At 48.2% G+C, this 23,410-nt stretch carries 20 protein-coding genes, 1 tRNA gene and 1 pseudogene; 14 read left to right on the top strand and 8 right to left on the bottom strand.

Annotated features, from left to right (window positions below; all coding sequences use genetic code 11):
• The first annotated feature begins 140 nt into the window (after positions 1-140).
• The 3 genes from QUA02_RS24150 (at position 141) to QUA02_RS24160 (ending at position 2,311) form a co-directional block, all read left to right on the top strand.
• A complete protein-coding gene (locus QUA02_RS24150) occupies positions 141-1,502 on the top strand; it encodes a helix-turn-helix domain-containing protein (RefSeq protein WP_333031538.1) in 1,362 nt (453 codons plus the stop codon).
• 122 nt (positions 1,503-1,624) lie between these two features.
• Positions 1,625-1,966 (top strand): DUF433 domain-containing protein, encoded by a 342-nt coding sequence (locus tag QUA02_RS24155; RefSeq protein WP_242722218.1) that lies wholly within the window; start codon positions 1,625-1,627, stop codon positions 1,964-1,966.
• 3 nt (positions 1,967-1,969) lie between these two features.
• Positions 1,970-2,311: a DUF5615 family PIN-like protein gene (locus QUA02_RS24160; RefSeq protein WP_333031540.1), complete on the top strand. Its 342-nt coding sequence runs from the start codon at positions 1,970-1,972 to the stop codon at positions 2,309-2,311.
• A 136-nt stretch (positions 2,312-2,447) separates the two neighbouring features.
• Here QUA02_RS24160 and QUA02_RS24165 read toward each other — a convergent pair whose 3' ends face one another.
• The 6 genes from QUA02_RS24165 to QUA02_RS24190 all read right to left on the bottom strand — a co-directional run bounded on the left by QUA02_RS24165 (position 2,448) and on the right by QUA02_RS24190 (position 8,415).
• Entirely contained in the window at positions 2,448-3,110 is a 663-nt protein-coding gene (locus QUA02_RS24165) for a type I restriction endonuclease (RefSeq protein ID WP_333031541.1), read from the bottom strand.
• Between the two features lie 590 nt (positions 3,111-3,700).
• Positions 3,701-4,780 (bottom strand): class II fructose-bisphosphate aldolase, encoded by a 1,080-nt coding sequence (fba, locus tag QUA02_RS24170; RefSeq protein WP_333031543.1) that lies wholly within the window; start codon positions 4,778-4,780, stop codon positions 3,701-3,703.
• Positions 4,781-5,022: 242 nt separating this feature from the next.
• A tRNA-Lys gene (locus tag QUA02_RS24175) sits at positions 5,023-5,094 on the bottom strand.
• 66 nt (positions 5,095-5,160) lie between these two features.
• A complete protein-coding gene (locus QUA02_RS24180; protein ID WP_445305201.1) occupies positions 5,161-6,030 on the bottom strand; it encodes an aldose epimerase family protein in 870 nt (289 codons plus the stop codon).
• Positions 6,031-6,165: 135 nt separating this feature from the next.
• Positions 6,166-8,247, bottom strand: coding sequence for a CapA family protein (locus tag QUA02_RS24185; RefSeq protein ID WP_333031546.1), 2,082 nt, complete (start codon positions 8,245-8,247; stop codon positions 6,166-6,168).
• A 12-nt stretch (positions 8,248-8,259) separates the two neighbouring features.
• Positions 8,260-8,415 carry a hypothetical protein gene (locus tag QUA02_RS24190; RefSeq protein WP_333031549.1) on the bottom strand — a complete coding sequence of 52 codons (156 nt, stop codon included), beginning with the start codon at positions 8,413-8,415 and terminating at the stop codon, positions 8,260-8,262.
• Positions 8,416-8,776: 361 nt separating this feature from the next.
• Between QUA02_RS24190 and QUA02_RS24195 the strand changes: the two genes are divergently transcribed.
• Positions 8,777-8,998, top strand: coding sequence for a hypothetical protein (locus QUA02_RS24195; protein ID WP_333031550.1), 222 nt, complete (start codon positions 8,777-8,779; stop codon positions 8,996-8,998).
• Positions 8,999-9,187: 189 nt separating this feature from the next.
• Entirely contained in the window at positions 9,188-9,499 is a 312-nt protein-coding gene (locus tag QUA02_RS24200) for a DUF6679 family protein (protein ID WP_006633466.1), read from the top strand.
• A gap of 479 nt (positions 9,500-9,978) precedes the next feature.
• Here the strand turns inward: QUA02_RS24200 and QUA02_RS24205 are convergent, their stop codons facing one another.
• Positions 9,979-11,613, bottom strand: coding sequence for an MBL fold metallo-hydrolase (locus QUA02_RS24205; protein ID WP_333031587.1), 1,635 nt, complete (start codon positions 11,611-11,613; stop codon positions 9,979-9,981).
• Positions 11,614-12,593: 980 nt separating this feature from the next.
• Here QUA02_RS24205 and QUA02_RS24210 point away from each other — a divergent pair.
• From QUA02_RS24210 to QUA02_RS24220, 3 genes and pseudogenes are all read left to right on the top strand, one after another.
• Positions 12,594-12,737, top strand: coding sequence for a hypothetical protein (locus tag QUA02_RS24210; RefSeq protein ID WP_333031552.1), 144 nt, complete (start codon positions 12,594-12,596; stop codon positions 12,735-12,737).
• A 292-nt stretch (positions 12,738-13,029) separates the two neighbouring features.
• Positions 13,030-13,443 (top strand): annotated as a pseudogene (locus QUA02_RS24215) (phycobilisome rod-core linker polypeptide).
• The gene (locus QUA02_RS24220; RefSeq protein WP_333031553.1) at positions 13,440-13,604 is read left to right on the top strand and encodes a hypothetical protein; all 165 of its coding nucleotides are present in this window, start codon (positions 13,440-13,442) and stop codon (positions 13,602-13,604) included. The pseudogene QUA02_RS24215 and the gene QUA02_RS24220 overlap by 4 nt, the downstream one beginning before the upstream one ends.
• A gap of 945 nt (positions 13,605-14,549) precedes the next feature.
• Here the strand turns inward: QUA02_RS24220 and QUA02_RS24225 are convergent.
• Positions 14,550-14,690 (bottom strand): hypothetical protein, encoded by a 141-nt coding sequence (locus QUA02_RS24225; protein WP_333031556.1) that lies wholly within the window; start codon positions 14,688-14,690, stop codon positions 14,550-14,552.
• A gap of 209 nt (positions 14,691-14,899) precedes the next feature.
• Here QUA02_RS24225 and QUA02_RS24230 point away from each other — a divergent pair, with 209 nt between their 5' ends.
• The 6 genes from QUA02_RS24230 to QUA02_RS24255 all read left to right on the top strand — a co-directional run bounded on the left by QUA02_RS24230 (position 14,900) and on the right by QUA02_RS24255 (position 23,404).
• Positions 14,900-16,111 (top strand): glycosyltransferase family 2 protein, encoded by a 1,212-nt coding sequence (locus tag QUA02_RS24230; RefSeq protein WP_333031559.1) that lies wholly within the window; start codon positions 14,900-14,902, stop codon positions 16,109-16,111.
• A gap of 223 nt (positions 16,112-16,334) precedes the next feature.
• Complete coding sequence (locus tag QUA02_RS24235) at positions 16,335-17,528, top strand: glycosyltransferase family 2 protein (protein ID WP_333031561.1); 1,194 nt, start codon at positions 16,335-16,337, stop codon at positions 17,526-17,528.
• 183 nt (positions 17,529-17,711) lie between these two features.
• Positions 17,712-19,034 carry a glycosyltransferase family 2 protein gene (locus QUA02_RS24240; RefSeq protein ID WP_333031564.1) on the top strand — a complete coding sequence of 441 codons (1,323 nt, stop codon included), beginning with the start codon at positions 17,712-17,714 and terminating at the stop codon, positions 19,032-19,034.
• Between the two features lie 258 nt (positions 19,035-19,292).
• A complete protein-coding gene (locus tag QUA02_RS24245; RefSeq protein WP_333031567.1) occupies positions 19,293-20,543 on the top strand; it encodes a glycosyltransferase family 2 protein in 1,251 nt (416 codons plus the stop codon).
• Positions 20,540-21,331: an ABC transporter permease gene (locus QUA02_RS24250; protein WP_333031568.1), complete on the top strand. Its 792-nt coding sequence runs from the start codon at positions 20,540-20,542 to the stop codon at positions 21,329-21,331. The genes QUA02_RS24245 and QUA02_RS24250 overlap by 4 nt, the downstream gene beginning before the upstream one ends.
• On the top strand, positions 21,332-23,404 hold the full coding sequence (locus tag QUA02_RS24255) for a Wzt carbohydrate-binding domain-containing protein (protein ID WP_333031569.1): 2,073 nt from the start codon (positions 21,332-21,334) through the stop codon (positions 23,402-23,404). It abuts the gene before it with no gap.
• The last annotated feature ends 6 nt before the right edge of the window (positions 23,405-23,410 follow it).

A 23,410-nucleotide genomic window follows, 5' to 3' on the forward strand; every position in this document is an offset into this window, starting at 1 on the left:
GTGTCTAGTTAAAAATGTTCAATTTTGTCACCGTTTGTCCCTCGCTTTCAATCTATTTAATCTCGTTTTGTACAAAAATGTATGGAAATGTTAGCAGATGTGAGCTACAATACATAAAAAATTCACATCTCCCCCGCGTGATGAACCTAAAAGAAGCGTTAAAAATAGCCGATCGCATAATCTTCGATAAAACGGGTCAGCACCTTGACGACTTACAGGAAGCGGTATTAAAAGGCACTCTAGAAGGCGAGACATACAAGCACATAGCCAAAGAATTTGACTGCTCTGAAAGCAATGTGAGGCAAATCGGATCGGAATTATGGCAGATACTTTCAGAAGAATTAGGGGAAGATGTTAATAAAAAGAATTTTCGATCGGCAATGGAGAGGTTTCAAGTCTCCATATTTTCATCAAATGTTGCACAAGACTCAGTGCAAATTAGGAATATTAGTTTTTGTGGAGAAGCTAGACACACGCCGAACATACCAAACTCACACCCACCAAATCAAGAAACATCCCATCAAGATTTAAGCCAGATGCCAGAATTAGGTGCTTTCTACGATCGCACCCCCGAACTCCAAACCCTCACAACCTGGATTCTACAACAAAACAGCCGCCTCATTACCCTCACCGGCATCAGCGGTATCGGCAAAACAACCCTAGCAGTACAACTCGTACAACAAATAAAAGACGAATTTGAGTACGTCATTTGGTGCAGCATAAACGAATCCCACACCCCAGATGAATTTGAACATCAACTAATCCAGTTTTTCTCAGAGTCAGAAAAGCTAGATTCCCCTGCAACTAAGCTGAAACCCTTACCTCTAATTAAATATTTACAAAAATATCGCTGTTTAATAATCTTAGATGACGTTCACAACCTTTTCTGTAGCGGCGAATTGGCAGGAAAGTATAAACCACAATACGAAGAATATCGCTCTTTATTCAAACAAATCGAAAAATTATCCCATCAAAGCTGCTTTTTGTTAATCGGTTGGGAACAACCGAGAGAATTGACTCAAGTTAAAAACCAAAATACTGCCATTCGCACCTTACCACTCAAAGGTTTAGACATCGCCGCCGGACGGGAAATACTCAGAGATTATGGGTTAGAAGAAATCGACAACACTGAAGGACTCATTCATCGCTACCAAGGCAATCCCCTATGGTTAAAAAGCGTGGCAACTCTGATTCAAGACTTGGGAGGAGGCGTGACAGAGTTATTACCAAATGATACCATATTGTTGCCAGAAGATTTGAAAGATGTTTTACAGCAGCAGTTCGATCGCCTATCCGAACTGGAAAAACAAGTAATCTCGTTGTTGGCGAAAGCAAGCCAGCCAATCAACCGGGCAAAATTGCTAGAAAATGACATAATTCCGGCTTCAGATTTGCTAAATGCGCTGCAATCTCTATCGCGGCGCTGCTTGATAGAACAACAAGCAAATTTTTACACGATTTCACCTGTACTGAGGCAATATGCGATCGCCCGTGCAGTGTAATTGATACAACCAATGCTTGCATTCCCCGCGCTTCACCCAAATTATTAGGAGTGGCAATCGGCGATCGGGTAAATAGGGCGATCGGTTCGATAGAATAATTGGTAGTAATTCTATTGTTTGTCATGACGCTGAAAGAATTAGAGCCTCAACTGCTGGCACTCTCTGACGACGAAAAAGCTCAAGTCGTTCAACTCCTCACTCAAGGTAAAATCACTCCTTGGCGCGGTATTGAAAAAACCCCTGATGTTTGTGGCGGGAGTGCCTGCATTGCTGGAACTCGCATCACTGTTTGGGGACTTGTAGAAGCTCGTCGCATTGGTTATAGCGAAGCTGACTTACTCACAAGCTATCGATTGCTATCTGCTACTGATATTGCTAACGCTTGGGCCTATGCTGAAGCTTTCTCCGATGAAATTGAAACAGAAATTCGGGAAAATGATGAAGTGATGGACGAGGATTTGTAGCCGATGGCACGTCTCTATGCCGATGAGCAATACCCCTATCCTGTTGTAGAATTACTGAGAGCTTTAGGACACGATGTTTTGACAGTCCAAGAAGCAGGCAGAGCGAATCAGAAAATTCCTGACCCGGATGTTTTAGCTTTTGCTACTAGCGAAAAACGTGCCGTCATTACCGAAAACCGTAAAGATTTCTTTCGGCTGCACCGCATACAGCCCCTTCATGCTGGTATTATCGCCTGTACGAACGATCGCAATTGGGAAGCACTGGCTAACCGAATCAACGCGGCTATTACAGCAGAAGAATCTTTGCAAGGTAAACTAATTCGTGTTGTGCGCCCTTCACCGTAACTTAAACTAATTCTCAACACTCATGCAACAATAGCTGTAGGGTGCGTCGCTCTCAAAAATCCTCAATCATAGCGACAATCTCCCAGCGACGCACCTTACAAACTCATCATTGTTGCAAGGCGTTGGAGAATTGGTATTAAACGGCAGTAATAGCTTGCCCTAAATGCTTCAAGACTTGAAAAGCAGATCGCAATTCACTTCGCACAGTATAAATCGAAAATGCGCGCGATAACCCGTATTCGGGTGTAGGTTGAGCCCTGAGTTTCACAAACAACACATCATCGCCATTCGTCAACATACCAAATCTCGGTTTATCCAAATCAGGATTGGCCATCATGTATGCTAATGCTTGGGGTAATGCCGATCGCGTCGAAATCGTAGTCTTCTTACACTCCAAAACCATTACCCAAAGCTGATTCTGCAAAATCAAAATATCAATTCGTCCGCGCAGAGTTTCTTCCCCATCATCGATCGCAATTTCGTGAAGCGAAGCTATCCCGTAGGGAATCGCAGCTTCAGCCTTCATCCTGAAAGGTGGATCGTAGAATCCCGCCAGTTCTAACAAAGGTGATGCCACCAGCAAAGTCACTGCCCCTTCTAACAATTCTCCATCGGCTCTATGATATAGCAATCTGCGTCGTAGCGTATCCAAAGCAGCCTGTTCAGAATCGCTGAGAGTTGGCAATTGGGTTTGCCACTCTGTAAAAAAAGCCTCATCCTCAGTTCGGCTCAAATTCAACCTTGATTCAGCCTCAGCCAGGCTTTTAATAGCTCCTGTAACTGCAATAACCTTTGCCATTCGTTCACCTTTGATTCAAACCGTTGAATTTCCCACGAACATTAGCTTCATTGCAAGCAAAAGTAGGGATACTGCTATAGCGATCGCAGTTTCTAATCGGATGAAATACAGTAGGGACACGGCAATGCCGTGTCCTCAATAGCCGATCGAATATCTCGGCGAACCCGCCCCTTGTAGGGTGCGTCGCTGCGAGATTTTCAAGCTGACGCCCGTAGATTGTTGATAGCGACGCACCTACGGGATCTACAGAACTTCATCAGATACAATTCCGGGCGTTGCTGATTCACGGTATGAATCAACTTTTCGCTTGAAGTTATACCAATTATCCAAAGTCTTGCAACAATGATGAGTGTGGTTTTTTTTACGCTCACCCGCTCGTGTAAGGTGCGTCGCTCAAAGATTGTGGATATTATTTAAGATTTAAGGGTGGCGACGCACCCTACAAATACTGTTGCATGAGTTTTGAGAATTAGTATAAGCAAAAGTATGGGTTTCTGTCCACAAATAAAAACCGGGCAACTTCAAAGCTACCCGGCAATCCAAACTTTAGACTTCAGGACACGGCATTGCCGTGTCCCTACTTAAAATTCTTAAACAGCTACAGTCTTCTTAGCAGAAGAGCTCAATTCGCCCTTAGCATACTTAGCTGCAAAATCGTCCAAAGACATTTGCTTAATCTTCGTACCATTACCCGCGCAACCGAAAGAGTTATAACGATCGCTACAAACCTTCTGCATATACTTGATCGACGGCTTCAAGAAGTGACGGGGGTCAAACTCGTCAGGCTTCGCAAACAAAGCTTCGCGCACCGCAGCGGTAATCGCCAAACGGTTGTCAGTATCGATATTGATCTTGCGAACACCGCACTTGATACCCTTTTGGATTTCTTCCACAGGTACGCCGTAGGTTTCGCGGATTTTGCCGCCGTTGCTGTTGATGATTTCCAGCAATTCTTGGGGCACAGAAGAAGAACCGTGCATTACCAAGTGAGTATTCGGCAAGCGGCGGTGAATTTCTTCAATGCGGCTGATTGCCAAAATTTCGCCAGTCGGCTTGCGAGTGAACTTGTAAGCGCCGTGAGAAGTGCCGATCGCGACTGCTAGAGCATCAACGCCCGTTTGCTCGACGAAATCAACAGCTTGTTCGGGATCTGTCAGCAACTGATCGTGAGAAAGGGCACCTTCAAAGCCGTGGCCATCTTCTGCTTCGCCCATCCCTGTTTCCAGAGAACCCAAACAACCCAGTTCGCCTTCAACGCTAACGCCGATCGAATGAGCAACATTCACCACATCGCGAGTAACTTGAACATTGTACTCGTAGCTAGCGGGAGTCTTAGCATCCGCTTCCAGAGAACCGTCCATCATCACGCTGGTGAAACCTTGGCGCATGGCAGAATAGCAAGTACCGGGGGCATTGCCGTGGTCTTGGTGCATGGAAATGGGGATGTGAGGATAGGTTTCAACCGCAGCCAAAATCAAGTGGCGCAGGAAATTTTCCCCAGCGTAGGAGCGAGCGCCGCGAGAAGCTTGCAGAATCACGGGGCTGTTGGTTTCGTCAGCAGCACGCATGATGGCTTGGATTTGCTCCATGTTGTTGACGTTGTAAGCCGGTAGGCCGTAACCGTTTTCAGCCGCGTGGTCGAGCAGCAGTCGCATAGGTACAAGCGCCATAGATATTCCTCCTAATTATTTGTGATTTTTGGGCAGTGAATTTTGGACAAGTTCAATTCTTACGACAATCTTAAGACAATTTGTAGCCGATCGCGCATTATGTTTCCAGATTTCAATTTAGCCTCAAACAATCCACATTCCCGAACTAAAAATTCAGGCCAATTCCCCTGGGGTTGTCCTGAATTGCTTGTGAAAGCTAGAATTAATTCTGCCTTCTACTTTCTACTTTCTGGCTTGAAAAATGGGTCGCCCGGGATTTGAACCCGAGACCAATCGGTTAAAAGCCGAATGCTCTACCGCTGAGCTAGCGACCCGCGAAAACCTTGTACCGCACACAATTTCTAATAGTAGCACCCATCATTTGAAATAGCAAGTCTTTCTTACAAAAAAGTTGCAGTCATGCGAACCAGCATCTCGCAAGTCGCTCCCGGCTGCAAATTAATCAAGTGCGCGCCAGTGTTGAGGGCGTTGCCAGGAGCAGTCCAGGGTTCCAGACAGTAAAAATCCTTGCCCTTCACCATCCAGAAAACTAACTTCCCGTAGCTGGAGTTGTAACTGACTGTGAGCCGCAAACCCCGCGCCGCGTCAGTGACAGTAGCAGCCAGGCCGGTCAACTCGTCAAAAGAAACATCAATTTCATCCAGCGTCTGGTCAAAAACCCCAGTGAAATAACCTTTGGAGTGAGTATTCTGATCTCTGTACTGCATCCCGGGAATCTCAAAGCGCAGATTTGTCTTGTCTGGAGCTAAAAAGTAAGGGTGCAAGCCGCTAGAAAAGGGCATGGGTTCGGCACCAAGATTAGTGTATTGCTGCACAATTTCCAAAGAATTGCCTTTAATTTGATAAGTAAAAGCTAATTGAAAATCAAAGGGATAAACAGGGTGGGTCTTCTCGCTGCTCTCAAGCACCAGGGTAAGAGCCGCGCAACCCTCCGTAACTTGTTCCGTCGCCGTCCAAGGCAAGTCGCGAGCAAAGCCGTGCTGTTTGAGCTTTCGCTGCACTCCCTTGTGGGTGTAAGTATTGTCGGGGAGATTGCCGCAGATGGGAAACAAGATGGGAATCCCGCCGCGTACAGTCAGATCGGGATTGGCGAACCGTTCCGCGTCCAAGTAGAAGATTTCTTTGCCTTCAACCAGCCAGCTAGTGGCAATACCGCCCCGTTCCGGCACAACTTCTAGAGTAGAGTTAGCGGTTTCGTCGGAGAGGATATAGGTTTTGTACTGCTTTTGCTTCAGCGCGATCGCAAACACATTTGTCATCGGTAGTAGGTCATCGATCATTGGTTGTCAGTAAATCGGTCGTTAATAAGTGGTCGCTGGTATGTTGATGTTCACCCATTACCGCCCCTATCCTCCCCCTGCATCAAAAGCTCCCACCCCCGCCGGCTAACCAATGCTGGCAGCGATAGGAGGCAGGGCGATCCGCGGCCCGGAGGGGTCGCGGATTGTGTTTGGAACGATCGCGGCGTTTGTCCGCTGCTCTTTGACAGAGACTTTGAAAGATAGATCCCGAGTCGGGGGAAGATAGCTTTGGGGACTGGGCATCCCTCCTTGACTGGGAGATGGAGGCGAAATAAACGGTTCTTTGATGAATGGCTCTTTAGTAAACGGCTCTGCTTCCCGGCTGGGATTTTGAGGTTGAGTGCGGTAGATGCGCGGCGGCAAATCTTGACTCGGAGGCGGGCTTGACTCAATTGCAGGCCCAGTCCCGTTCTGAAAAAATGAGGAGTTGTCCGGCTGTTTGGGGGCAGCAGGCAAAGCGGGCAAAATCAAATTAGGTTTGGGTTGTTCAGGGCCTGGCATATTGCTTTCACCGGGCTTGACTGGGGAACCCGGCCCGGGCCCGTAGGTACCGCTCTTTGCTGCTCCTGGCAATGGAGAATTTGGAGTCTTTGGTGCTGTTCCTTGGTTGATTGGGGCATCGAGAACTACAGAAGATCGCATCGGCCGATCGAAAATACTAGAAATTTGCTCGACGTGTTTGAGGATGCGCTCCCCGGCGGCTCCGTTCACCACCTTCGGCTGAAACTTTTTTACCTCCACGGGCAAAAATTCTACCTTCATATTCCTGTCTTTGAGCGATACTTTCAGGACTGCGGTATCGTAATCGCTGCGAGCATTCCCGCCGAATATAAAATTACCCAGCGAGTAAACAATCGGGCGGCCTTTGTAAATTTCTGCACCTTGCAGGACGTGGGGGTGATGTCCCACTACCAAATCTGCTCCTTGGTCGATCGTGAACCGAGCCAAATCTATCTGCCAGTCCCCCGGATAATCTGCCAATTCGACTCCCCAGTGGTAATTGACAACAATCCAGTCTACCTGACCCCTGAGAGCTCGAATATCCTCGGCCACACGATTGTTGCGCCGGGGGTTAGTACCCGCTTTCCCTTGGTCGGCGGCGTGAAGGTCGGCATCGTAATAACCGAGGTACGCGATCCGTTGACCCTTAACCTCAATAATATCTGGACGCCTCGCTTCTTTAATATCTCGGCCAGCTCCCAGATGCTGAATCCCAGCATTATTTAAAGTATTTATAGTTTCCACCAGCCCCGGTTCCTCGTAATCCATAGCGTGGTTATTTGCCAGATTGACAATATCCACTCCTCCTGCTGTTAATACTTTCACCGCTTCTGGATCGGCTTTAAAATTTAATTGTTTTTTGCCCCGGCCCAAGGTAGAGCGAGTCAAGGGGTTTTCTAGGTTAACCATCGCCACATCTGCTTGCCGGTACTCGTCCATATTGGCGAAAGCCCAATGGTAATCGCTGCCGACCGATGCTCCGAGCGCATCCGATAGATTCACATTTCCTCCGAACATCAGCGTTACGGTTGGGTCATAGGGATTGGCAACCTGCTTTTGTTGCACTACGGGTACTACTTCTAAAGCCGCTTGCACCGCATCGGGACGTTTTGGGGGCGGCCCCGACATTACCGCAGCTTGCTGGTACGGGGATACTGGGGGTACTAACCGCATGGCCAGAGCCTCGTGGTAGCTCACCCAACACCCTAAAATAAATGAGGCAAGTGCCGATCCCACTAGCAGCAGAGAACGATACGTTTTAAATTTAACCCAATCGACTACCAGTAGGGAACGGTAACGCCGCCGCTGGCGGTTTGCCGGAGTGACAATTCGCACTGACTGTTTCCAGAGAATTTCTGGTTCCCCAGCCAAGCGCGCGTGAATTCGCACCCCTTCTACTGCTGGCGAGTTGAGTCTCCAGAGTTGGTGACAAATAAATTTGACCAAGCCTTCCCGGAGTGTGCTCCCCAGTAATGTATTATCAGGCGCCAATCCGCGCTGGAATTCTACTAGGATTTGGACGCAGCCGGCCTGGGCCTGTTCGACGCGGGCATAAATCCCTTCGGGTCTCAGCAAGCTGTCAATCCAGTAATTCAGGGCTTGAAAGTTGCCCGATCGCGCTAGCTCCAAGATAGACGGCTGCGACCAATTTTCTGCGTATACCATCAATTAGCCTCCTTAACACGCTTGAGTGCTGACTCCAATTTGTTTTGAACGGAACTGCAATTCTTTTAGCTTAACCGCCACAGGTTCCGCTGCCCGCTTTGAAGCTAGTTGTTGGCCGCCACCATTTTCTACATTTAGGGGCTGCCTGCTGTCAGTGATTTTTATCACATTCCGGTGAATCGATTTTAAATTTTAGATTTTAGATTTTAGATTGAGTTCAGAGGGGGTACTGGGGGCTAGAAATAACCTCCAAACACTCTTGTTTCTGGGGGACTTGAGGCATAAGAGAGCGATATTTCTGAATTTATGAGGCAGAGTCTGTTTTTATTGTCGCTGTTTGAGTGTCGCTTTGGAGCTTTCGCTTTGAGATTGGAGATTTGAGATTGAGCCTTGACGGGGTTGGCGGGCGATCGAACTCGCCGTCGAAACACTCTTGTTTCTGGGGGACTTGAGGCACAAGAGAGCGAGATTTCTGAGGCAGAGTCTGTTTTTATTGTCGCTGTTTGAGTGTCGCTTTGGAGGTTTCGCTTTGAGATTGGAGATTGAGTCAAGAGGCGTTAGCGGGCGATCGAACTTGCCGTCCAAACAAGAGGTTTCTGGGGGACTTGAGGCAGAAGAAAGCGAGATTTATGAGGCAGAGTCTGTTTTTATTGTCGCTGTCTATCGCGATCGCGTCCGTCAAGTCCTAATGCTTCGATCTATGCTGGCAAATGCCTCCCGCGAGGGATGCCACCGGCTGCACAACCTGTAATTGGATAAATGGCGTACTGGATAGATTTGGTGGTAAAATGAAATTTGGTAACTCCCATCGGTGCCAAAGTTTGAGAAAACGTGAAACTGGCTAGTCTATAGGGCTGTGCCTTCCGATGTAAAACCCAAAGTACGTTACTGTAAACAGACCATATTTTAAGCAAGTTACACTGCGCAGGAGAACTGACAAATGCTACAGCGCAAAATCTATCAACTCTGTTGTGATGGTCGTGAGGTTTCTATTTTTCTTCGAGATCAGCAACGTTGGATAGAGCGCGCTCGTATCCTAGATATTGAAGGGGATCTAGTCACGCTGCGCTACGAAACCGACGAAGAAGATGAAATTAGCTCCTGGGAAGAAATGGTGCGTCTCGAAAGTATTGGAGCTGTGTCCCAGAAGTTGGCTTCGGTGTCCAGAACTAACTGCGAACCCCTAGTTTCTGACGATTGTCCCGAAGCCGAACAAATTCGCAATCACTACCCGGACTCGAATTTGGAATAGTTTCGATCTCGCGCTTGAGGCACAAGGAAAACTTGAGAGAAAAGAAAACGACTTTTATCCCTTTTTTCTGGAGGAATTACGCAAAAAACCCGGTTTAGGCCAAAAATCTTCTGGCTGGTGGCCAAATAAGCTATTTTGTCTTTAAATTTAAGCTTTATGGCGGGCTCTCCTGCCCACCCCACAAAAGCTTAAGTACACAGTAGTTTAAAAATTCGCAGTTTAAAAACTCAATGCGCGATAGCTTACCCCTGCTTAAACGGGGTTTTTTGTCTGGGTGCGTCCAGGACTGTTCTGTTGTTTTCCTATCGTTTCCGGTTGCATCGGAATGATACCAAGGACACGGCGCCGTGCCCTTGGACTACCCAGATTAATTGTAGCGACTTAGGCACTCGCGGTGTCCTGATTTCGGTAATATTAATTCCGATGCTACCGGGTTTGATATCACAGGCCTGCTGGCTGGTTTCGAGGTGCCCGACAGCTTATTCGCCGTCTGTTTCCCCATCTAGGAAAAGTTCGGACTCCGGTATCGCTTCAAACACCGGACAGAAACCGTCGGGGGTAACTTTAAAGCCAAACAAAGCACTGGACTGGTTCCAACAGCGCTGGCCGCGGTAGTGCTGGCAATTGCCGCAGCATTCGAGGTTGGCTTGAACGGCACCGCCTTGAAAAAGCAGTTCCCGCTGGGAGAGGCCGCGCAGTACCAGTTCTTCGCCTTGCCAGCGCGCTTCTACCAAACCGGTATCGGCAAAATTGGCCCACCGAGGATCGGCTGTAATCGGACTCGGCAAGCTAATTGCTACCTCTGTCCCCAATTCGCTGAGTTCTCCCTCATAGTTAGTTTCCGGGATAGCGGGCTGCAAAAACATTTCCCCGATCGGCAGTTCGACAAGTGTTCCAGCCGCCGGAGTGTGCAACTGGTAGCGGTTTCGCAGCTCGTCCAAGTTAGCCAAGTCAGCCAAATATGCAGGGGAACCGTGGATCAAAATTACGTGCTGGGGACGCAAATTGTGGATGAGCTGCGTAGTCCCCGGGCCGTCGCAGTGTTCGGCTAGCAGATAAGTTTCAACGCTTCTGACTCCAGATTCGGGCCAGTTGCCCAGCCATTCCCTGACGGGATATCCGGGTTTTTGAGGTGCGAGCAAAATCCAAGGAATTGTGCGATCGGCAACGTACAAACCCAAATCAGTAAACTTGTCTGTAATCACAATACACGGCGTGGAACCCAATCCGGGGCGCTGTTCGGCAGACAGCCGGCGGACGCGGGGTTTCACCCTTTCGTCCCAAAACAAAGGTTGGTGCAGAGCAAAATTTTGGACGGCGGTGGGAAATTGGGGCAGCAGTTCCAGATAAGCGTCGCACCCGTCGGCGACAGTGCCGTCCACCCAAATATCCAAGTCGCGGCCGGTAAAGTAGTGGTGGCTGCGGAGTAGCATCAGCAGTTCTTGACCCAAACCGAGGGCAGGCGCCGGCAGCAGTACCGAGTACCCGTCGGCGATGGCGCGGTGGATGCGATCGGCTAACTGATTTTCCAGTTGTCGGCGGTGAGGGTGGCGCGCCGTGCCGTAACTGCCTTCGACAATTAAGACATCCGGCTTCATACCCCGGAGTTCTCCCAGCGGCAAACCTTCCACCAAACGAGAATTGGACAGAAAAAAGTCGCCGGTATAAACCAGGGTGTAGGTGCGGTGGGGGGCGGCATAAGTCAGCAGCACAGTCGCCGCTCCGGGCAAATGGCCCGACGGGAACAACTGCACGCTCAGTCCCCGGCGCAGTTCGATCGGCGACTGCCAGGGAAGTGCCTGACAGAACCGGGACTCCGGCTCAGTAGCCAGAGACGGCCAGTTGAGCGGTAGCAGTCGCGCTGTCACTTCGCTGGCGTAAATTGGCAAGTGGGGGAAAGATTGATGGAGTGCTAGCAAACCTCTGGCGTGGTCGGAGTGGGCGTGGCTGCACACCACGAAATCGGCTGGCAGCGATCGATTTAGTGTCGCTGACAGGGGGGCGATATCCTCTACACCGCAGTCGAGTAAAATGCGGTGCGGCCCCATTCGGACTAGCAGACAGACCCCTTCCTGTGCGTGGCCTGCGCCGTAAGGTAAACAATCGAGATCCATCACTGCGGTTAGCTCCCTGCTTTGCGCGAAACTTGCAGTATCGCCAGATTTAAACATCGGTCGCGACTGCATTCAGTCGATTGAGTTCAGTCCCGGACGCAGAAACCGGGGAAAGATGGACGAAAAGACTTTGTTGCCGCCCTCGCTCCCGGTAAAAAAAACCCGGTTTATCAAAGGCTTTTGGGCATTCGGCCTTCGACAAAGTTAATGCTACTGGTTCTTGCCTCAAAAGTTACATTTTATTGCACCTTGTAAGAGCAGCGAACTCGATATTATACTCTGAGTTTTCAACCTTTTTTCACAATTTGCGCCCGCTAAAAGCTAGTCTTTTTTATGAGAAGATTTTAATTCAGCAGCCCAAAGATGTTGACAAAACTTTACAAATCTTCATCTATCTGGTTTTGTGGGCCGTGTATAGTCCAATCAAAACTGAGAGAACCCGACTCGTGCTAGCTAACTGCTGCTGTCAGGGCAAATAGCGACTTTATGAGTTCGCTCTGTTTATTTGTAAAAGTTTGATACATTTTTTAAGCAAAACTTGCGGCTATCCAGGAGAGAGTTTAAATGGCTTTTGGATCTGCATCTCAATTGGGCGTCACCTTATTTGAAGATAGAGTGCCTTATTACCGCTATTCCCGCGAAACTTGTTATTGACGGTTTCCACGTGATGAAAGCCGTTAATAAAGGCTTGAATAAGTTGCGTCGAGCAGTAGGAATTACAGATAAGCTGTCGCGCATTTAAATTGCATAGTCGAGGCGGGCGGGACACCCCACAATAGTTTGATTGTTTTTTGACATACAATTTAAATGCTGAACAGCTTAGAGGTAGCAAATATTTATTGTTGAGTAATGGGAGCAACCTTAATTCCGGGCAAATTCAAAGGTGGGCAGCGACCTTGAAAAAATCAGAATGCTTGAGAATTGCGTAGGAGAGGAAGGAAGAGTTTCGGGAAATATATCAAACTAATACGATCGTCAAGATGGCGCACAAAAAGCTCAAGCAGCGGCTGAATTATGACCCGATATTTTTTGAAGAAGCTGCCTTGACAATTATCAATCATTTTGAGGAAATTGGTAACTACTTTCTGGCATTGCATAACAAGTGGAGTGATGTCAGTAATTAACAATCGAATTAAGTTGATTATGCGACAAGGATGTGGCTTTTATAACGCAAGATAACTTTCGAGAGCGCGTATTAGCTTGCTTCTCTAATTAGGTAAAAATATCACCGTAAGTTCCAGAGAGCCGAATAAGGATGGGGAAAAAGTAAAAATGGTCAGTAGAGCACCAGCAGTAAAATTCGGAATTGATGCTTTTTCGGACTCGCCAGTTGAACTGTGGCCGACGAGCGGTTTGGAAGAGATCCAAATCGCGATGCGGGCCGCCTAGGGGCAGGTTTTGGGCAACGCTCAGGTGATGGAGAGCGAGCGTTTGACGAGTGCAGAATCTCTGTTGTGCGATCGTAGCATTTCGGTGGGCGACTTCGTGCGGGCGATCGCCAAATCTGAGATGTACGGCACCCGTTTTTTTGAAACAGCTTCTCCTTACCGATTTGTCGAACTCAACTTCAAACATTTGTGAGGTCGAGCGCCTCAATATCAAGCGGAGATTTCCGAGCACGTTCGCCTATACAACGAGCAAGCATACGACGCTGAAATTGACTTTTATCTCGATAGCAACGATTACAATTCAAGTTTTGGCGAGAATATTGTTCCCTATCCCCGCAGCACTCGCAGCCAAGTTGGCAGCAAAAATGTCGGTTTCAATCGGATGTTTGCTTTGTACCCCGTGGCGATGCTACCAGCGATGCGAGCAATCAGGCAAAATTGATTACCGATGTAGCTGCTAATTGCGGCACAAAAATCAAAGCTTCTGCTAGCGGTTCCGGCGCTTACAGCAATACTGACAAGCGTTTTCGGATCTCGGCCCTCAAGGGTAGGGGTGCGCGGATGAAGGTGAGCAATGTAACTTATGAAATGGGTTACAACTGAGATGTTGCACCATTCTCAATTACTTGTTTAGGAACAGGCTTTCCGGCCTGTTCCGCAAGAAAATTCACTCTTTGTGGAACAGGCCGGAAAGCCTGTTCTTGAGAATGGTGCAAGATGTGAGTTACAACCAGCTAAGTAAGGACTAAGGCAAGCGTGTCACAATTAGTAAGGTTCTCTACTATCCAAAACTCTTGATAATCCGTTCGCAATCAAAGTAGTAGAGCATCCTAAAAGTCGATTCGAGTGTGCCAGTTGGCCGCGAGTCCTATAAGTAATTCGGTGAGAAAAAACCCAAGTATGTAATAGTACAGGACAATGGTCTCATACACCGATGTCATGAAGTCCAACAGTTATGGTCGAAGTGGGAAAGCCAGGGTTTATATAGCAATCCTTGCAGGAGTCGTAAATTTTTTACCCCACCCCAACCCTCCCCTTGCTAAGGGGAGGGAGTAAGAAATTCACAAATGATTTAGGATTGCTATACATCTTCTTTTTGCCCAAATCTTGTTGGAAAATGAATCGAATTGAATTGGAGTTAGCGCAGGTCAAAAAAGATGAATTCCAGGGCAAATATTTGATGATGAATTAGAGCTTGCTTATGCCGTAATTCATTGGGTAGAGGTTAGAGAAAAAAAGGAAACTACCGTACACAACGTATTAAATTTAACTTGAATCACCCCACTTAATGTTGTATTACATAATTAATAATTTTCCCACCGACCTGCTTAGCAGGTTCGATGCTCTGTTTGGGCTTAAAATTTGTTCAAGTTTTGTTAATCAGGACTAAGGGCAAGTGTCACAATTAGTAAGGCGATATACTATCCTACACCCTTGATAATCTGTTCATAATCAAAGTAGTAGATCACCTACAAGTCGATTCGAGTGTGCCAGTTGACCGCGAGTCCTATTAATGCTGAAACGATCGATCGCACAAACCCGGTTTTCTCAAAAAATCGGGTCTTTAGATTTGGCATGAATTGCGAGACTTGGTGGCGGGCCAGCCGCCAATAACACCTGCAATTGACACAAGCAGATCCGGGCGATGGTTTTCGGCGGTAAAAATTCTGTAGGAAAAAAACTTGACATCAGCGGGTAATCGAAAGTAAAAATAAATAACAGCAATAACAAAAATGAGGCTTTATGTTTGATTCGCGCTCGGCGAGCGGCAAGTATGGCATTGATCAGTTGCTATCCCTAAAATAATTGCGGCTAAAATACATCCGGTAAAATACTGAGTATCTATGAGTTTTTCGCAACCTAAAATCTAAAATCTAAAATATAAGATGGCATAACTAATGGCAACAGCTATTCTCGACCTAGACCTCTACACACTCCCGCCAGAAATTACGGTTGAGGATCGTTACAGCAAAGCCTTGATTTTAATTAGACTTCAGGGAAAACCGATCGGTCAAGCTCTTTTGCCCGTAGTCGGAGGTCGCATTGTCGGTGACGAATTGCGGGAAACACTGAGGAATGCTGCTGGTGACAACTTGTGGAAAATTTGGCTCTACGATGCCCTCGCATGGGATGAGCGGGGGCCCGTGCAGGCAAGGCCGATCGCCACTGTAGCGGTTTGCACGCGCGATCGCCCGGAAGATTTGCGGCGCACTCTTGAAGCGTTTATGCGGCTGCCCGACGACGGTCAGGAATACTTAGTAATTGACAATTGTCCGGCTACCGACGCCAGCAGTGAATTAATCAAAAATTACCCAAAAGTCCGCTACGTGCGCGAAGACGTACCGGGCTCCAGCGCCGCCCGCAACCGAGCTTTACGCGAAGCTAAACACGAATTCGTAGCGTTTACAGATGATGATGCGGCCCCCGATCCGAATTGGCTGCGATCGCTGTTGCAAAATTTCAGCGATCCGCGAGTTATGTGCGTCACGGGGCTAATCATGCCCTTGGAACTCGAAACCGAAGCGCAAGAATGGTTCGAGCGCTACAGCCCCCACGGGCGGGGCTTCTATCGCCGAGTTTTTGACGGGGCGCAGTGCAACCCGCTGATAGTCTCTCCGGTGGGGGTGTCGGCGAGTATGGCTTTGCGGAAAAGTTCGATCGACTTTATCGGCTCTTTTGACGAAGCTTTGGGGGCGGGAACGCCCACTGTCGGAGGGGAAGACTGCGAACTGTTTGCCCGCATTTTGCGCGCGGGCTACTGCATCGTCTACGAGCCGAGAGCTTTGAGTTGGCACCGCCACCGCCGCACCAGGGAAGAATTGCAAAAAACGCTCCAAGGCTACGGAATCGGAGTTTATGCTTTCTGGACGCGGATGTTTGTGGTCAACAGAGAATTTAGCGTGCCTCTGTTAGCTTGGGAATGGCTGCGTTGCAAGCAAATTCCTGAATTAATTGCTTCAGTGCGAAAGCAACCGGATTCTATCCCTAGTGATTTGCTGTTGGCTCAATTGCGGGGCTGCATTAGGGGGCCGATGGCTTATTTTGCGTCAAGGAAGTGGTTGCAAGAAATTAAGCAAAAAGTTATCTTCGGCGGTAAAAATTATCTCTGAAAAAAACTTGACATTAGCGGGTAATCGAAAGTAAAAATAAATAACAGCAATCACAAAAATGAGGCTTTATGTTTGATTCGCGATCGGCGAGCAGCAAGTATGGTATTGATAAGTTGCTATCCCTACAACAATGAAGGCTAAAATACATCCGGTAAAATACTGAGTATGTATGAGTTTTTCGCAACCTAAAATCTAAAATCTAAAATCTACAATCTCATAACTCATGGCAACAGCTATTCTTGACCTGGAAATCTCCAAACTTCCGCCAGAAATTGCGGTTGAGGAACGTTACAGCAAAGCCCTGGTTTTAATTCGACTGCACGGAAAGCCGATCGGTCAAGCGACTGTTACCGTAGGCGGAGGTCGCATTGACGGTGACGAATTACGGGAAATACTGATGAACGCTACGGGCGAGAACCTTTGGAAAAATTGGCTCTACGAAGCCCTAGCATGGGACGAACGCGGGCCCGTGCAGGCAATGCCGATCGCCACAGTAGCGGTTTGCACGCGCGATCGACCGGAAGATTTGCGGCGCTGTCTCGACGCGCTGATGCTGCTGCCAGATGACGGTCAGGAATACCTGGTAATTGACAATTGTCCGGCTACTGACGCCAGCAGTGAATTAATCAAAAATTACCCAAAAATCCGCTATGTGCGCGAAGACGTAGCGGGGGAGAGCTCCGCCCGCAACCGAGCTTTACGCGAAGCTAAACACGAATTCGTAGCGTTTACAGATGACGATGCAGTACCCGATCCGAACTGGCTGCGATCGCTTTTGCGAAATTTTAGAGATCCGCGAGTGACGTGTGTCACGGGGCTACTAATGCCCCTAGAACTGGAAACGGAAGCGCAAGAATGGTTTGAGCGCTACAGCGCCTACGGGCAGGGCTTCGAGCGCCGAGTTTTTGACGGGGCGCACTGCAATCCGCTGATGGTGGCTCCTGTGGGGGTTTCGGGGAGTATGGCTTTGCGGAAAAGTGCGATCGACTGCATAGGGCTCTTTGACCAAGCTTTGGGCGTGGGCACACCGGCTAAGTGCGGTTCAGACAGCGAAATGTTTGCGCGCATTTTGCGCGCGGGCTACCGCATTGTCTACGAACCCAGAGCTGTGAGCTGGCACCGCCACCGCCGTAGCTGGGAAGAATTACGCAAGTTGCTGCAATGCTACGGAATCGGAGTCTATGCTTTCTGGACGCGGATATTTGTGGTCAACAGAGAATTTAGCGTGCCTCTGTTAGCTTTGGCATGGCTGCGTTACAAGCAAATTCCAGAATTAATTGCTTCAATGCGAAAGCAACCGGATGCGGTTCCGATAGATTTGCTGTTGGCTCAATTGCGGGGCTGCATTAGCGGCCCGATGGCTTATTTTGCGTCAAGGAAGCGGTTGCAAGAAATTAAGGAAGAAGTCATTAGTTAGTTATTGGGCATGGGGCATGGGGCATGGGGCATGGGGCATGGATCGTTAATTAGTTGTTGGTTGTTCTATGTTTGTTATTAGTTGTTGATAATTATGAATAACCAATAACCAATAACCAATAACCAATAACCAATAACCAATAACCAATAACCAATTACGAATAACCAATTACGAATAACCAATATGAACAAAGAAAATCCAACTGTCAGCGTTATTATTCCCAGCCACAACCGAAGTTCTTCGCTGCGGCGGGCAATGGAAGCTTTGCACTCGCAGACTTATCCGATCGACCTGATGGAAGTTACGGTAGTCGCAGATAGCTGCATTGACGATACTTTGGCAATGTTACAAGAATACAAAGCTCCGTTTAAACTGCAGGCGATCGAGGTAAATTGCCGCAGTGCTTCCATCGCCCGCAACACCGGAGCAGCCGCTGCTACCGGAGAATTGCTGTTATTTCTAGATGATGACATTGAAGCAATGCCGCTGCTGGTGGAAAGCCACGTGCGCGCTCACCAAGAACGTCCGGGCTGCGCTGTCATGGGCCCTTACCCGCCAAAGTTGCAGGGAGGAACCAGATTTTTTGATGTAGAAGTGCGGGCTTGGTGGGAGGAAAAATTTTACCAGATGAGCCGCTCGGATCACCGGTTCCACTACCAAGATTTGCTCAGCGGCAACCTTTCTCTGGATGCAGAACTGTTTGCTCGTCTCGATGGCTTCGATTCGGCTTTCGCCAACTGCGGCGGGGAAGATTACGAGTTTGGGCTGCGCTTGCTGAAAGCTGATGTATCTTTTGTTCTGGCTCCTGAAGCAGTGGGCTATCATTACGAACACGAAACCAACAATCTCGATCGCTCTTTCCGCCGCTCTCGTCAGGAAGGGCGCTCGGATGTTTTGATCGGTCAGCGACACCCGGAACTCAGACCGACGCTGCACATAAAAGACTACGAAACTCCTTATTCTTGGATAGACAAGATTTTGGTGGCGGTCGCGTTTTTCTGGCCGGCGGTTGTGGATTGGCTGGCTGTGGGAGTCAGGAAATCCCTAGATTTGCTCGAAAGCTTGGGGATGCGGGAAACTTGGCGGTGGTTGCGGGCAAAATTGCGCGGTTATTGGTATTTGCGGGGTGTGATTGATGAGATCAAAAGTCGATCGGCAATTTCTAGTTTTATGCAAGGAGGCCCGGCCCGTGCTGATTTGGGCGGACATGAAATTAACATCGATTTGCAGCAAGGTTGGTTCGAGGCAGAAAACCTGCTGGACGCGGAACGACCGGCTGGGGTTTACCTGTATTACGACCAACTGAGAGTCGGCCACATTTTTCCGCAAGCGGGGATGGAACCGCTGCGGGGCGCTCACTTGCGCTCGATTCTGGCGCTTCACTTTGCCGAACCCCTGGCTCGGGCGATCGGGGTTAACGGTATGCCTCGGCCCCGCACTGCTGAAACGATCGAGGAAAAGCCAATAGTTGCTTTTGAAAGTTACGAGTTAGCAATTAATGACTGAGTAGGTAGGTGCAAATAAACATTACAGGGGTCGGGCGGGTGAGTGCATTCATCTTCTCGCTAACTATCTGGCAATCCTTAGCTAAACCTGCCCCTAGAAGATATTATTTTTTCGTACCCATATACTTAAGTAGGGGAATTTAAACCAAAAAGTCAAACCTCAAAAGTTGGGAAATTGAGAAATTGCAACCCCCAACTTAAAAGTCAAAAGTCAAAACTTTTTATCGAGTTCCCGCTGCAAAATTTTTAGGAGCAAGAAATGGCAATAAAAGTGATGGAAATTGAGTTTACCGAAGAGATTAATCCGATTCGGCAACTCGAACAATACGAAGGAGTTCGCATTTTAGTTCGCTACCGGGGACGGCCTCGCGGCTGGGCTTATGTTAGTAACAATCCCTGGGAACAAACAATTTCCGCCGATCGAGTGCGACAAACAATTGTGGATCAGTTAGGCAAAGAGTTGGTGCGATCGACTTTAGAAGAGCAGTTCGGCGCTGTTTCTGAAGCAGTGGCGGATCGCCACCTGCCGCCGATTAGTGTTGTCATCTGCACGCGCGATCGCACAGATTTGCTCAAAGGCGCTCTGGAAGCTCTGCTCGCACTCGACTATCCCCACCGCGAAATTATCGTTATAGACAACGCTCCTGCAAACACCAGCACCGCTGAATTGGTCGCGCGACTACCAGTACGCTACGTCAAAGAAGAACGGCCAGGATTAGACTGGGCGCGCAATCGCGGGATCGCTGAAGCGCGGCACGAGATTATTGCTTTTACTGACGACGACGTGCGGCCCGATCGCGGTTGGCTGCGGGGGATAGCTTCGGCTTTTGCGGACCCAGAAATTATGGCCGTGAGCGGTTTAGTGGCGGCCGCCGAACTGGAAACCGTGGCGCAACAGCAATTTGAACTGATCTACGGCGGAATGCTGCAATACCTCGACAGCCGCAAATTCAACGGTAGCGAGCTTTCTGTGCAGGAGTTGCTGTGGGCGAGCAAATACGGCGTGGGTGCGAATATGGCTTTCCGGCGGCAAGTTTTCGCGGAAGTTGGTAATTTTGACGTTGCTCTCGATGTGGGCACTGCGACTCGCGGTGGTGGAGATATTGAGATGTTTCATCGGATTTTGGCGAAGGGATACGCCACTTTTTACGAGCCGAGCGCTTTGGTGTGGCACTTGCACCGGCGCAGCGACAAGGCTTTGAGCAAGCAGTTGCAGGATAACGGGCGCGGTTTTGGGGCTTATTTGCTGACGTGCGATCGCAACCGTACTGTGCCGCGCCTGGAAATTTTGAAATTTGCTATGTTTAATTGGTTCGGTTGGTGGCTGGTGCGCCGCTTGAAGGCTCCGGGTTTGCTCCCGCGCAAGTTGGTAGTCAGCGAGCTGCTGGGAGCTCTAGACAGTCCTTTTGCTTACAGAAAAGCGCAGTTGCAGGCGCAGCAGTTAGCTGAGATCGAGCCGGAAGAGCAGCCGCAGCCCCAAGCGCCGCAAGTCGCCGGGGGTGTGCGGTGAGAAGTTCTCGAAGGCTGGTTTACAGGCGCAAAATCGCTCATTTCTTCGATTTGCTGCGGGTGTTGGTCGATCGCGATATGAAATTACTTTACAAGCGATCGGCTTTGGGGATTGCTTGGACTTTAATCAATCCGCTGTTGCAGTTAGCTGTATTTTCCTTTGTGTTTCGCTCTGTTATACCGATTAACATTCCGCAATTTTCTTCCTTTGCTTTCAGCGGTTTGTTAATCTGGACTTGGTCTCAAACCGCATTATTTCAAGCAACGGGATTAATTACCAGCAATAAAGCGCTAATCAGACAGCCGAATTTCCCCACGGCAATTTTGCCGGTAGTCACGACGATGACGGGGCTAATTCACTTTCTGTTAGCTTTGCCGGTGTTAATTATCTTTCTGGCAGTTGATGGCATTCAGCCGAGTTCAGTGCTGTTTGTATTACCGCTGCTGATGGTTATTCAGTTTGTTTTGACAGTCGGTTTGGCTTATCCCCTCGCCGCTTTGAATGTCACTTTTCGCGATACTCAGCACACTTTGGGCGTCCTTTTGCAGATGCTATTTTACCTAACTCCGATTTTCTACGACCTCAACAGCGTCCCGAAAGAATTTCAGCCTTTATATCAGTTAAATCCGATGGTGCCACTGATCGAAGCTTACCGCGCCATACTGCTCAAAGGTACGCAGCCGGATTGGCAGGCGCTGTTAATTGTGAGCTTGGTTGTGGCTGTTATTTTGCCGATCGGACTGGCAATTTTTAGACGGCAAAGCAATACTTTTGTGGAGGAATTGTAAATGCGTCAGGCTATTGTTGTCAAGGGTTTGGGGAAACGTTTCAACCGCTACAGTGCCGATCGACCTTTTACGATTATGGAGGCGGCTTTGTGGGGGTGGCGGCGGATGAAACCGCAAGCTCATTTTTGGGCGCTGCGAGACGTGAGTTTTAGTGTTTCCCCTGGGGAAATGCTGGGAATTCTCGGCAAGAACGGGGCGGGTAAATCGACGCTACTGCAACTTATTGGCGGTATCGGTCACGCTGAGGAAGGAACTGTTAAAGTTAACGGCAAAATTGGCGGTTTGTTGGATTTGGGTGCGGGTTTTCACTCAGATTTAACAGGGCGAGAAAATGTGTTTGTGGGGGCGGTGGTGGCCGGTTTGACTCGCCGGGAAGCGGCGCGCAGGTTTGATGATATTGTTGAATTTGCAGAATTGCAACAGTTTATTGACAGCCCGATGCGGACTTACAGTACGGGGATGCAAATGCGGCTGGGTTTTTCGGTGGCGGTGCACACCGATCCAGAAGTGCTGTTAGTTGATGAACATTTGTCGGTTGGTGATGTGGCTTTTCAAGCTAAATGTTTGAATAAGATAACTGAATTTAAGACTCAAGGATGTGCGATTGTTTTGATTTCTCACAACGCGGCGCAAATTCAGAAAATGTGCGATCGGGCTTTGTGGCTAAAATCCGGTGAAATCGTCGCTTACGGGGAACCGGAAGTGGTGGCAGGTCAGTATTTGTCGGAAATGCGATCGGAAACCGAAAAACGCACTCCCATGCGTCCTCCTGAAGTTACAAGTACGGGTTCGCAACTGCGAATCAATGACAATCGATTCGGTTCTTTGGAAGTAGAAATTACGGATGTTAAAGTGTTGCCGGATGAGGAAATAGACAGCGGCGATTCTGTTACTATTGAGATTCATTATTCTGTACCCAAGTCTATTCCTGCTGCTATTTTTGGGGTGACAATTAGCCGGGAAGATGGGCAAAGTTGTTTCGATACTAATACGAATCAAATGGGTCGATTGGTTCCCTTAGCTAAAGGTGAGGGCAAGATTAGGCTGCATTTGGATAGATTAGATTTGGGTAACGGTCAGTATTATGTGAATGCTGGGGTTTACGAAAAGAGTTGGGCTTACGCCTACGACTATCACTGGCACGTTTATCCGCTGTACGTGCGATCGACCGTACATCAAAAAACGATTCTTTGTCCGCCATACCGCTGGGAGTTTCAGGGCAAAATGGAGGTACTAGATTTACCAGAAAAACCTAAAATCACTCACGCTTTGAATAAAAACAATCCCAGCTATGCCAAGATTTCAACTCAGTTAAAAAACAAACAAAAGCCAGATTTTTTAATTCTTGGTGCTCAAAAGTGCAGCGCGGAAGCTTTGTATGGTTATCTGGAAAATCACCTACAAATTATTAAAGAAGGACTGAGAGATATCCACTTTTTTGAATTGAATTTTGACCGGGGAATTGAGTGGTACAGCAAGCAGTTAACGCGGAGTGTTGCGGGTGACAAGGTTTTGCTGGGGGAGATGACTGCTTACTATGTTTATCATCCTTTGGTGGCGGAGCGAGTTTACAAGTGTTTCCCGGATGTTAAGCTGATTGTAATGCTGCGAAACCCGGTGAAACGGGCTTGGTTGCACTATAATTTAGAAGTGGCGATCGGCTGCGAAAAGCTAGATTTTGAAAAGGCGATCGCTTCAGAACCCGATCGGCTAAAAGGTGAAATAGAGAAAATTCGCTCTGATGATGGTTATTACAGTTTCAATCACCAGCATTATTCCTATTTGTCGCGGGGAATTTATGTAGAACAAATCAAGAATTGGCTCGATTATTTCCCAAGGGAACAGTTGCTGATTTTGAAGAGCGAGGATTTTCAGGCAAATCCGGGGAAAGTATTTTCTGAGGTATTGGATTTCTTGGATATTAGTGCTAGCGCAGTTAAAGAATACGAGGTTAATACTGTTGAGGATTATAGTAAAATGCCGGAGGCGATCGAACAAGAGTTGAGCAAGTATTTTGAACCTTATAATCGGGAACTTTCTGATTTGTTGAAGGAGGATTTTAGTTGGAGTTAGGAAAAG

Source organism: Microcoleus pseudofavosus SVA1_A4, assembly GCF_036700565.1.
Lineage (GTDB): Bacteria > Cyanobacteriota > Cyanobacteriia > Cyanobacteriales > Microcoleaceae > Microcoleus.